This is a genomic window from Methylobacterium sp. E-025 (assembly GCF_022829705.1).
Lineage (GTDB): Bacteria > Pseudomonadota > Alphaproteobacteria > Rhizobiales > Beijerinckiaceae > Methylobacterium.
In genome coordinates, this window is sequence record NZ_JAKSYR010000139.1 from 32,681 (window position 1) to 43,511 (window position 10,831).

General features: G+C 70.5%; 10 protein-coding genes. 6 read left to right on the top strand and 4 right to left on the bottom strand.

The genetic code is table 11. The features are described 5' to 3' along the window. Positions 1–17: 17 nt before the first annotated feature. The 5 genes from MKK64_RS20305 (at position 18) to MKK64_RS20325 (ending at position 5,621) form a co-directional block, all read left to right on the top strand. Positions 18–899 carry an ABC transporter permease subunit gene (locus tag MKK64_RS20305; protein ID WP_243936740.1) on the top strand — a complete coding sequence of 294 codons (882 nt, stop codon included), beginning with the start codon at positions 18–20 and terminating at the stop codon, positions 897–899. Positions 900–910: 11 nt separating this feature from the next. Next, positions 911–1,732 carry a sn-glycerol-3-phosphate ABC transporter permease UgpE gene (gene ugpE / locus MKK64_RS20310; protein ID WP_243932763.1) on the top strand — a complete coding sequence of 274 codons (822 nt, stop codon included), beginning with the start codon at positions 911–913 and terminating at the stop codon, positions 1,730–1,732. After that, positions 1,732–2,847, top strand: a complete 1,116-nt coding sequence (locus MKK64_RS20315) for an ABC transporter ATP-binding protein (RefSeq protein ID WP_243936741.1) — start codon at positions 1,732–1,734, stop codon at positions 2,845–2,847. The genes ugpE and MKK64_RS20315 overlap by 1 nt, the downstream gene beginning before the upstream one ends. 26 nt (positions 2,848–2,873) lie before the next feature. After that, entirely contained in the window at positions 2,874–3,920 is a 1,047-nt protein-coding gene (locus MKK64_RS20320) for an alpha/beta hydrolase (protein ID WP_243936742.1), read from the top strand. 198 nt (positions 3,921–4,118) lie between these two features. After that, a complete protein-coding gene (locus MKK64_RS20325) occupies positions 4,119–5,621 on the top strand; it encodes a short-chain fatty acid transporter (RefSeq protein ID WP_243936744.1) in 1,503 nt (500 codons plus the stop codon). A gap of 19 nt (positions 5,622–5,640) precedes the next feature. Here the strand turns inward: MKK64_RS20325 and MKK64_RS20330 are convergent, their stop codons facing one another. From MKK64_RS20330 to MKK64_RS20345, 4 genes are all read right to left on the bottom strand, one after another. Continuing rightward, complete coding sequence (locus MKK64_RS20330; RefSeq protein ID WP_243936746.1) at positions 5,641–6,420, bottom strand: DeoR/GlpR family DNA-binding transcription regulator; 780 nt, start codon at positions 6,418–6,420, stop codon at positions 5,641–5,643. Positions 6,421–6,575: 155 nt separating this feature from the next. Then, positions 6,576–7,583 (bottom strand): 4-hydroxythreonine-4-phosphate dehydrogenase PdxA, encoded by a 1,008-nt coding sequence (gene pdxA, locus MKK64_RS20335; RefSeq protein ID WP_147726469.1) that lies wholly within the window; start codon positions 7,581–7,583, stop codon positions 6,576–6,578. Continuing rightward, a complete protein-coding gene (locus tag MKK64_RS20340; RefSeq protein ID WP_243936748.1) occupies positions 7,580–8,866 on the bottom strand; it encodes a four-carbon acid sugar kinase family protein in 1,287 nt (428 codons plus the stop codon). The genes pdxA and MKK64_RS20340 overlap by 4 nt, the downstream gene beginning before the upstream one ends. A 1-nt stretch (position 8,867) precedes the next feature. After that, positions 8,868–9,908, bottom strand: a complete 1,041-nt coding sequence (locus tag MKK64_RS20345) for a 2-keto-3-deoxygluconate permease (protein WP_279593283.1) — start codon at positions 9,906–9,908, stop codon at positions 8,868–8,870. Positions 9,909–10,314: 406 nt separating this feature from the next. On the opposite strand from MKK64_RS20345, the gene MKK64_RS20350 reads away from it, so the two are divergent. Next, positions 10,315–10,695 (top strand): ComEA family DNA-binding protein, encoded by a 381-nt coding sequence (locus tag MKK64_RS20350; protein WP_243936751.1) that lies wholly within the window; start codon positions 10,315–10,317, stop codon positions 10,693–10,695. The last annotated feature ends 136 nt before the right edge of the window (positions 10,696–10,831 follow it).

Below are 10,831 nucleotides of genomic sequence, written 5' to 3' on the forward strand. Positions count from 1 at the left end.
CGGAAGGCACGCGTGGGATGGAACGACGGACGCTGTTCCCGGGCCGGGTGCTCCCGGCGCTGCTGATCCTGCCGCAACTGGTGCTGACCGGCGTCTTCTTCCTGTGGCCGGCCATCCAGGCGATCAAATCGAGCCTGGAGCGCGAGGACGCCTTCGGCACCAGCACGGAATTTGTCGGTCTCGATAACTTCGCCGACCTGTTCGGCGATCCGCTCTACCTCGCCGCGATCGGGCGGACGCTGGTGTTCTGCGCCTGCGTGACCGGGATCGCGATGGGCGTGGCGCTCGGGCTCGCGGTCCTGGCCGATACCGAGATCCGGGGGCGCGCCTTCTACCGCACGATGCTGATCTGGCCCTACGCGGTGGCGCCGGCCATGGCGGCCGTGCTGTGGGTGCTGATGTTCCACCCGCAGATCGGTCTCGTCGGGGCGTGGCTGAACCGGATCGGGATCGCCTGGGACTACAAGCTCGACGGCACGCAGGCCATGGGGCTCGTAATCCTGGCCGCCGCGTGGAAGCAGGTCAGCTACAACTTCATCTTCTTCCTGGCGGGCCTCCAGGCCATCCCGAAGACGATCATCGAGGCGGCCCGCATCGACGGCGCCCGCAGCATCCGCCGGTTCCGCACCATCGTCCTGCCGCTGCTGATGCCGACCGTCTACTTCCTGCTCGTGGTCGACCTCGTCTACGCGGCCTTCGACACCTTCGCGACCGTCTACGCGGTGAACGGCGGAGGGCCGGGCCAGTCGACCCAGACGCTCGTCCTCAAGGTGTACCTCGACGGCGTCGTCAACGCGAACGTCGGCTCGTCCTCCGCGCAATCCGTGGTGCTGATGGCCGGCGTCATCGTCCTCTGCGCCCTGCAGTTCCGGTTCCTCGGGCGAAAGGCCGCCGCCTGATGCGCCGGAGGATGCCCCCTCTGATCCCGCATGCCGTGCTGATCCTGGCGATCCTGCTCTTCGCCCTGCCGATCTGGATCGCCGTCGCGGGCTCGACCCAGGATTCGGCCGCGATCGCCCGTGGCGAGGTCTCGCTCGTCCCGCGCCTCTCCGGCCTCGGCGTCTACCGCGACGTGCTGGTGAACGGCTCGGCGGGGGCCGGGCCGGTCTGGCGCTCGCTGCTTGTCTCGGCCGCGATGGCGCTGGCGATCGCGTTCGGAAAGATCGCCCTGTCGCTGCCCTCGGCCTATGCGGTCACCTTCTTCCGCTTTCCCTTCCGCATGACCGCCTTCTGGCTGATCTTCCTGACGCTGATGCTGCCGGTCGAGGTGCGGCTGATCCCGACCTTCCAGGTCATGGCCTCCCTCGACCTCATCAACAGCTTCACGGGGCTGACGATCCCCCTCGTCGCCTCCGCCACGGCGACGCTGCTGTTCCGGCAGACGTTCCTCGCGGTTCCGGACGAGCTCGTGGAGGCGGCGCGCATGGACGGGGCCGGGCCCCTGCGCTTCCTGCGGGACATCCTGATCCCGGTCTCGGGCGCCAACATCGCGGCCTTGTTCGTCATCCTGTTCGTCTACGGGTGGAACCAGTACCTGTGGCCGCTCCTGGTCGCGACCGATCCGAAGCTCGACACGGTGGTCATCAGCATCGTCAAGATGGTCGGCGTCGACACCGCCACCGAATGGAACAAGGTCATGGCGACGGCGGTGCTGGCGCTGGTCCCGCCGGTCGCGGTGGTGCTCCTCATGCAGCGCTGGTTCGTGAAGGGCCTGACGGAGGGCGACAAGTGATGGCGGGCCTGAAACTCGACGGCCTGCGCAAGCGCTTCGGCAACAACGAGATCCTGAAGGGCGTCGACCTCGCCCTGGCGGACGGCGAGATGCTGGTCATCGTCGGCGCGTCGGGCTGCGGGAAATCCACCCTCCTGCGCATCGTGGCGGGGCTCGAGACGCCGACCGCCGGGCGCGTCCTGATCGACGGGCGCGACGTCACCGACCTCGACCCGTCGGCGCGCGACATCGCCATGGTGTTCCAGAACTACGCCCTGTATCCGCACATGAGCGTGTTCGAGAACATGGCCTACGCGCTGAAGATCCGCGGCCTTCCCCGCTCCGAGATCCGGGCTAAGGTCGATGCCGCCTCGGCCCTCCTGGGCCTGGAGGCGCTGCTCGAGCGCAAGCCGCGCCAGCTGTCCGGCGGCCAGCGCCAGCGGGTCGCCATGGGGCGCGCCATCGTCCGCGACCCGAAGCTGTTCCTGTTCGACGAGCCGCTGTCGAACCTCGACGCGAAGCTCAGGGTGCAGATGCGCGGCGAGATCCGCCGCCTCCAGCGCCGGCTGAAGGTGACGAGCCTCTACGTCACGCACGATCAGGTCGAGGCGATGACGCTCGGCGACCGGCTGCTCGTGATGCACCAGGGCGTGCCGGTGCAGCTGGCGACGCCGACGGAGGTGTTCGAGCGCCCGGCCGACACCTACGTCGCGGGCTTCATCGGCTCGCCGGCGATGAACCTGCTTCCCGGCACCCTCGGTCGCAACGGGACGTCGGTGCGGGTGGCGGACGCGGACGTCGCGCTCGGGGCCTGGCGGTTCGACCGGCCCGACGGCCACCGGGTGGTCCTGGGCATCCGGCCGGAGCATGTCGTGCTCGACGCATCGGGCATGACCTGGCCGGTCGAGATCGTGGAACTGCTCGGGTCCGAGATGCTGGTGCATGCCGGACGCCCGGGCGGGGCGTCGCTCACGCTCAAGATCGCCAACGGCGCGCCCGTGGGCGACGCCATCCGGGTGTCGTTTCCCGCAGCCCATATCCACGTCTTCGACGAGGCGACCGGCTTGCGGATCGAGCCGGCCCTCGCATCCTCGCGCGCGATGGAAGCCGGCTCGCGTGCGGATGCGAGAGCCTGACCCTGTTCCATCGGAGGACGCACCGCATGCGCATCGTGACCGCCATCCTCCTCGCCTGCCTCGCGGGCCCGTCCGCGGTGTGGGCGCAGGCGGCGCCGCCCTCGCCCCGCGAGGTGCCGGCCAAGACGATTCCTGTACCGGACACCGTGAGCCCGGCCCTGCAGGCGATCATCGCCCAGCCGCTGCGGACGAACTGGGACAAGCCGCCGACGACCCCGGACGGCTGGAAGCAGCTCTCGGACGGCTTCGCGACGCTTGCCGCCCCGCAGATCGGGCCGATGTCCGAGCGTCTGCGGGTGACCGTGGCGCCGACGACGATCGACGGCGTGCGGGCGTACACGATCACCCCGACCGACATCCCCGCCGCGAACCGGGAGCGGATCGCGATCCACGTCCACGGCGGCTGCTACGTCCTAAACCCCCGCGAGGCCGCCCTGCCGGAGGCCATGCTGCTGGCCGGCTTCGGCCGGATGAAAGTGATCGCGGTCGACTACCGGATGCCGCCGGAGGCGTTCTTTCCGGCGGCGCTCGACGACGGCATGACGGTCTACAAGGCCGTGCTTCGGACCACCGCCCCCGGCCGGATCGCGGTCTTCGGAAGCTCGGCCGGCGGCGCGTTGACCCTCGCGATGATGCTGCGGGCGAAGGCGGAAGGCCTGCCGCTGCCCGGGGCCATCGCACCCGGCACGCCGATGTCGGACGCGACGCAACGCGGCGACTCGTTCCAGACGAACGCGAGGGTGGACAACGTGCTGGTCTCGCCGGCCGGATTCTGCGACGCGGCCACGAAATTCTACGCCGCGGGGCACGATCTCACCGACCCCCTGCTTTCGCCGATCAACGGAGACGTGCGCGGATTCCCGCCGACGATCCTGACGACGGGCACGCGCGACCTCCTCCTCTCGAACACCGTCCGGATGCACCGCAAGCTTCGGCAGGCCGGGGTCGAGGCCGCGCTTCAGGTCTTCGAGGGGCAGTCGCACGCGCAGTTCTACCGGGACGATCGCGTGCCGGAGGTGAAGGAGGCGTTCGAAGAGATCGCGTCCTTCCTCGACCGGCATCTCGCGCGCTGAACCCGGGGCCGCCACGTCGCCCGCGACAGGCCTCGGGCGACGTCGCCTGCGGGGATGCGGCGGGCCGCAAACGAACCGGCCGCCTCCACGATCGCGGCCGCCTGTCACGATCTTGATCGGGGCACGCCTTCGAGGTCGAGCGAGGGCGTGTCATCCATGCGGCTCCTGCCGCGAAGAGCCAAAGCCCAGAGGACATCCATGGCGATCGCGCCCGTTGATCCGGCCCCGTCCGAGCCCCGGCCCTCCCAGGCCGTGCCGTCCAAGCCCGCGCCGGCAACGGATCCCGGAACCGTGCCGGCGGCCGGGACGCTCGAGCGCCTCGGCATCCGCTTCACCGCCTGGGCGGAGCGCTGGTTTCCGGACGCCTTCATCTTCGTCGCCATCGCGGTCGTGATCGTCGCCCTCGGCGTCCTGGCCAACGGCGCGCCGGCGGCGTCCATCGCCAAGAGCTTCGGGGACGGGTTCTGGAGCCTGATCCCCTTCACCATGCAGATGGCCTTCGTCACCATCGGCGGCTACGTCGTGGCGGTCTCGCCGCCGGTGCGGGCGCTGATCGAGCGCATGGCGCAGGTGCCCCGGACCGGGCGCGGAGCGGTCGGCTTCGTGGCGGGCGCGACGATGCTCTCGTCGTTCCTCAGCTGGGGCCTCAGCCTGATCTTCGGCGGGCTGCTGGTCCGGGCGCTCGCCCGGCGGACGGACCTCCGGATGGATTACCGGGCCGCGGGCGCGGCGGCCTATCTCGGGCTCGGCGCGACCTGGGCGCTCGGTCTCAGCTCCTCGGCGGCACAGCTCCAGGCCAACCCTGCGAGCCTGACCAAGAGCCTGCTCGCGATCTCCGGCGTGATCCCGTTCAGCGAGACCATCTTCCTGTGGCAGTCGATGCTGATCGCGGCGATCCTGTTCGTCGTCTCGGTGGCGATCGCCTACGCCTCGGCCCCGCGCGGGGCGACGGCCGTCACCGCTGAGACCCTGGGCGTCGACGTGAGCCGCGAATCGACCGACATCCCGCCGCCGCGCCAGCCCGGCGAGTGGCTGGAGCATTCGCCGCTCCTGACGATCCTCCTCGTGGTGATCGCCGGCGGCTGGATCGTGCAGGAATTCGCCCGTCAGTCGTGGATCGTCGCGATCTCGAACCTCAACACCTACAACCTGCTGTTCCTCACCCTGGGCCTGCTGCTGCACTGGCGGCCGAAGCGCTTCCTCGTGGCCGTCTCGAAGTCGGTGCCGGCGATCGCGGGCATCCTGATCCAGTATCCGCTCTACGCGGCGATCAGCGGGATGCTGACCGTGCCGAAGAACGCGGCCGGCGCCTCGGCGTCCGATGCGATCACCCATGCCTTCGTCAACCTCAACACCGCCGGCACCTTCCCGCTGACGATGGGCGTCTACTCGGCGATCCTCGGCTTCTTCGTGCCCTCGGGCGGCGGCAAGTGGCTGCTCGAGGCGCCCTACGTGCTCCAGGCGGCCAACGAGCTGAAGGTCCACCTCGGCTGGGCGGTGATGATCTACAACGCCGCCGAGGCGCTGCCGAACCTGATCAACCCGTTCTGGATGCTGCCGCTGGTCGGCATCATCGGCCTGAAGGCCCGGGACATCGTCGGCTTCAGCTTCCTCCAGCTCATCGTGCACCTGCCGCTGGTGCTGTTCCTGCTCTGGGCCCTGGCCTTCACGTTGACCTACCATCCGCCCGTCATGCCGTGAGGGCGAGGCGGCGGGAGGGTCAGATCTTGCGCGATGCGCTTTGGCCGACGAGAACGGCGGCGCCGTCATCCGCGAGACGCTGCATCTGATCCTTCGGCGCGTCCGAATTCGTGACCAGCGTCCAGCGTTGCGGGAGAGCCGCCCAAGCGTTCTGCTCGGCCCAGCCGAGCTTGCTCGCGTCGGCGAGCACGATCACCCCGTTCGCCTGGCGCATCATCAGGGATTTGAGCGCCACCTGATCGAGGCTCGCCTCGCAGAGGCCGCGCCCCGCCACCACCCCGTCGGCGCTGAGGACGACGTGATCCGCGGTCATGAGGCGAAGCGCCTCGACGGCGAGGGGGCCGACCGTGCTCATGCTGGTGGCCCGCAAGGCGCCTCCCAGGACCACGAGCTCGATCCCCGGCGCCTCGGCGAGGGCGGGGAGCAGGGCGAGGTTGTTGGTGACGATGCGCAGGCGGCGCTTGGCGAGGAGCTGCCCGAATGCGGCGACCGTGGAGCCGGCATCGAGGATCAGCGTGTCGCCGTCCTCGACCAGCGTGATCGCCTTGCGGGCGATGGCGAGCTTCTCGGGCCCGTTCACGGCCATCCGCTCGGCCAAGGTCGTCTCGACCGGGTGGCCGGCGAGGATCGCGCCGCCGTAGGTCCGGCGGACGGCCCGGGTGGCGGAGAGGACCTGGAGGTCGCGCCGGACCGTGGAGGCGGAGACGTCCAGGCGGGCGGCGACGTCGTCGACGTCGATCTCGCCGAGCTTCAGCGCCTCCAGCAGCAGCGCCTGACGCGCCTTGCTCCGCATCGACATGAGGACGACGACCCTACCGAGATGATCCGGTGCGCCCGATCCGACCCGGACGATCCCTTCGGGACGGCGGATCCGGGCGCGGCACGGGCTCGCCCGATCCGCCCTCCGCTCCGATCGAGGGGAGGGCGCATCATGCCGGAGGTCGGGCCGGCTGGCTATGCGGAAGCCGGTGCCGCTTTCGGCGCGAGGTCGACCGCCTGTCGCAGGGCCTCCATCAGGCTGCGCTCGTCGGCGACGCCTTTGCCGGCGATGTCGAAGGCGGTCCCGTGGTCGACCGAGGTGCGGATCACGGGAAGGCCCACGGTGATGTTCACGCCGGCCTCGAGACCGAGCACCTTGATCGGGCCGTGACCCTGATCGTGGTACATCGCGACGACCATGTCGTAGTCGCCGCGTCCGGCGAGGAAGAACAGCGTGTCGGCCGGCAGCGGGCCGCGCACGTCCCACCCCCGGGCCCGACAGGCCTCGACCGCCGGCGTGATCTTCTCCGCCTCCTCGCCGTGGCCGAACAGGCCGTTCTCGCCCGCGTGCGGGTTGATCGCGCAGACGCCGATCTTCGGGTTCGCGATGCCGGCCTTCACCAGCACCGCGTGCCCCCGCGCGATCACGCGCTCGACCAAGCCGGGCTCGATCTTCGCGATCGCGTCGACGAGGCCGATATGGGTCGTGACGTGGATCACCCGGAGTTTGGGCGAGACCAGCATCATCGAGACCTCCGGCGTGCCGGTCAGGTGGGCCAGCATCTCGGTATGACCGGGGAACTTGTGGCCGGCGGCATGAAGCGCCTCCTTGGACAGGGGCGCGGTGCAGATCCCGCCGGCCTCGCCCGCCTGCACCAGCTCGACGGCCTTGGCGATGAAGCGGTAGGCCGCCTCGCCGCCGACCGGCGACACCTGCCCGAACGGCAGGTCGGCGGGGACGACCTTGAGATCGATGCATTGCACCGCCCCCGTGTCGAAGTCGGCCTCGCCGACATCGGCCAGGGCATCGACCGGTACCCGCGATCCGACGATCTCGCCCGCCTGCCGCAGGCGCCCGGCATCGCCGACGACCAGCGGACGGCACAGGGCCTGAACCTCGGCATGGGCAAGCGCCTTCATGATGATCTCGGGGCCGATGCCGGCCGGGTCACCCATGGTGATGGCGATGGTCGGACGTGTCATGAGAAGCTTCCTTCGATGCGGACCGCACGCAAGCGCTCGCGGATGCGGATGAGGCTGTCGGCGTCGCCGAAGGCGCCCGCCTTCGTCGCGACGGGGATGGCGAGGCGGCCGAGCGTGAGGCCGAGGGACACGCCGGGCTCGATCTCGTCGACGAGGCGGATCCCGTCGACGCCGAAGCGCGAGAGGAGGGCGGAGGCGGTCTCGCCCCCGGTGGCCGCGAACGCGCCGATCGCGGCGCCCAACGGCGCGAGCGCGTCGGCGAGTGCATGCACGAGGCGGGGGCCGAGGGCCATGTCGGGAACGCCCGCCATCGCGATCTCGACCAGGACGTCGTGCCCGGCGGCGATCGCGATCGCGACGCGTGCGACCGCAGCGGCCAACTCGCCCGGATCGCCGAGAAGGGTCTCGGACGAGACGGGCAGGTGGACGACGCCGTCGAGCGCCGCGAGCTTGCGGGTGGCCGCCCGGGAGGTCGTCGCAAGCGATCCCACCACGATCAAGCTGCCGCCCCGGCGCGACGCGATCCGCAAGGGCGCGAGCGCCGGCCTCGCCTCGACCGCTGCGAGGGCGTGGGCGAGGCCGGCGCTGCCGACGAAGAACGGCGCCAGCCCGCCCGACGGGCCCGCGGCGGCGATGCGCAGGCCCTCGGCGGCGATGCGATCGAGATCCGCCTGGGTCTCGGCATCGCAGACGGCGACGACGTCGCCCGTGGCGGCGACCTGCCCGAGCGCCGACGCGAAGCCCGGGCCGCGCACCGTGACCAGCGGCACGGCCGTCGTCCGGATCCCGCCCGTGCCCAGCACGAAAGCTAGGTCGGCGTTGGCGTAGCTGTGGTCCCGTGCCCAGACCTCGGCCTCCTCGAGGGGGCGCCCGTCGACCTGGACGCGCCCGCCGACGGTCGTCCGCCCGGTGGCCGGAAAGGCCGGGGCGCAGATCCCGAACACGGTTCCGGCGAAGCCGGCCTCGGCGCGGCCCTTCAGGTGACGGAGCGCGGCGGCGGTCTCTGCGGCGGGCTGGCCGCGCAGGGTCGAGTCGATCTTCTTGAAGAGGATCCGGTCCGGATCGTGGAGGCGCCTCAGGCATTGGGCGTGCCGCTGCGCGGCAGCCGCGGCGGAGAGGCCCCGGCTGTCGGCATCGTAGGACAGCACCGGGAGATCCGCCGACCCGCATCCCGTCGCGGTTCCCCACGTCACCGCCGCCGCTCGGCCGCGACGACCGAAGGCGATGGCGCAATCGGCGGCGCCGGTCAGGTCGTCGGCGAGGATGAGCCAGCGCTCGGCCATGTCAGCGCCCGGCGACGACGCGGTCCGGCTCGGCCGTGCGGCCGGCAGGCGCGCTCCCCGTGACCTCCGCGATTTCGCCGTCGGCCCCCACGGGATCGCCGAACCGCCGCGCGGCCCAGGCGGTCGCCACGGGGACGAGGATGGCCGTGACGACGACGCAGGCGGCCACCAGGATCGTCGCCGGACCTGCGGCGTCGGCATAGGCCGGGTTGGCCGAGGCCACGATCGCGGGCACCGCCGCGGCGTTGCCGGCCGTCGAGGCGGCGGCGATCCCCGCGACCCCGGTCCCGCCGGTGAGCCGGTCCGCGAAGAAGAGCGGGATGCCCGTCACGACCACCACGGCGACGCCCATGGCGAGGCCGAGGAGGCCCGCCTGCCAGACCTTGGTGAGGTCGAGCCCCGCACCGAGCGCGAAGGCGAAGAACGGGATCATCACCGGGATGGCGCGGCCGAGGAAGGCACGCATCTCGCGGTCGAGGTTGCCGATGATCATGCCGACGAGGAGCGGCAGGATGGCGCCGACCAGCGTCTGCCAGGGAAAGGCCGAGAGTCCCGCGACCCCGAGCGTGACCATGGTGAGGAACGGCCCGCTCTCCAGCGACATGACCGTGTAGGCGCCCACGTCGCGCGGGCGGCCGTACTGGCCCATCAGCGCCATGTAGAGGCCGCCGTTCGTGTCGTTCATCGCGGCGACCACGGCCAGGGTGGACAGGCCCGCGAACATGCCGGCGGCGACCGGCGCCTCGCCCAGGACGCGTCCGAAGACCAGGCCCAGAAGCACGGCGATGCCGACCTTCACGAGCAGCAGGGTGCCGCCCTTCCTGGCGATGTACGGCGTCGCGCGGAAATCGATGCTCGCCCCCATGCACACGTAGAAGACGGCCAGGATCGTCAGCGCCCCGGAGAACAGGGCGCCCGTGAACGAGCCGAAAAGCTTCGGCGTGCCGGGGAAGAAGGTGGCGATGAGCGCCCCGGCGAGCAACGGAACCACCATCATGCCGCCGGGCACGGCTTCGATCGCCCGCTTGATCGGGATCTGCATCTCGGGCTCCTCCCTGCGCATTTTGCGCAGATTTTTTCATTTTTGCGCCGATCAAACCCACCACGAGGTCATGCGGCGCATTCATTCTGCACTGTTTGCGCAGTTTGTCTACAAAGTCGTTCAAACCGCGCGATCCCAAACGTTCGACCAGCACGACAGATGCCGCATGGGGCGCCGTGTCGATCCGAGACAGGTGACGCGCACGCGGCGCGAAGACGTTGCGTGGGGCGAGGCGGTTGTGACTGGTCCAAGGGCCACGCGCGATGCGGTGCTCGGCCGAGGGCGGCCTCTCCGACCCGTCGCTCGGACAAGCCTTTCAAGGCCGTCGGTCAGGTCCCCGCCTGCTGGCGCCGGTATCCGCCCGGCGTCGTGCCGACCCGGCGGACGAACGCACGCCGATGTGGCCATGGACATCTCCCGTCCCGGCGCGCGCAGCCAGCTCGCGGAGCATTGGGACGTGATGCAGATCCTGTCGGTGGTTTCGGCCGATTTGAACGGCCTCTCTCGATTCCTCGGGATCGGGACCGGTGCGTCACCCGAGCCTGAAACCCATGGCTCCCCTTCCGGCTTTCCCCATTCCACAGAAAGGCGTGAGATGATCGACCTGAACACCGCGACCGCCGAGGAACTCGACACCGTAGCGGCGTTGAGGGGCCACGGCTTCGAGATCGTGCGGTACCGCGAGGAGCGTGGCCGTTTCACCAGTCTGCGGCAGCTCGACGAGGTGCCAGGTCTCAGTGGCAAGACGGGCGGCGTCGAGCGCGACGTCGATGTCGGCAAGACCTAGCAGGCTGCTGCAGAAGTCTGGCGTGCCGTTCGGTTTGGAGGATTGTCGCTGTTTTGTCGGAGATCGCATCGTCCGAAGCGGGTCGATCCGGCGGCTTTGGCGGTGTCGCGGTGGGCAGGACGCGCCTCGGCCCGGC

Bases quoted from the DNA above. Each gene is read 5' to 3' on its own strand.
- MKK64_RS20305 (WP_243936740.1), top strand. From the start codon at position 18: ATGGAACGACGGACGCTGTTCCCGGGCCGGGTGCTCCCGGCGCTGCTG.
- ugpE (WP_243932763.1), top strand. From the start codon at position 911: ATGCCCCCTCTGATCCCGCATGCCGTGCTGATCCTGGCGATCCTGCTC.
- MKK64_RS20315 (WP_243936741.1), top strand. From the start codon at position 1,732: ATGGCGGGCCTGAAACTCGACGGCCTGCGCAAGCGCTTCGGCAACAAC.
- MKK64_RS20320 (WP_243936742.1), top strand. From the start codon at position 2,874: ATGCGCATCGTGACCGCCATCCTCCTCGCCTGCCTCGCGGGCCCGTCC.
- MKK64_RS20325 (WP_243936744.1), top strand. From the start codon at position 4,119: ATGGCGATCGCGCCCGTTGATCCGGCCCCGTCCGAGCCCCGGCCCTCC.
- MKK64_RS20330 (WP_243936746.1), bottom strand. From the start codon at position 6,420: ATGTCGATGCGGAGCAAGGCGCGTCAGGCGCTGCTGCTGGAGGCGCTG.
- pdxA (WP_147726469.1), bottom strand. From the start codon at position 7,583: ATGACACGTCCGACCATCGCCATCACCATGGGTGACCCGGCCGGCATC.
- MKK64_RS20340 (WP_243936748.1), bottom strand. From the start codon at position 8,866: ATGGCCGAGCGCTGGCTCATCCTCGCCGACGACCTGACCGGCGCCGCC.
- MKK64_RS20345 (WP_279593283.1), bottom strand. From the start codon at position 9,908: ATGCAGATCCCGATCAAGCGGGCGATCGAAGCCGTGCCCGGCGGCATG.
- MKK64_RS20350 (WP_243936751.1), top strand. From the start codon at position 10,315: ATGGACATCTCCCGTCCCGGCGCGCGCAGCCAGCTCGCGGAGCATTGG.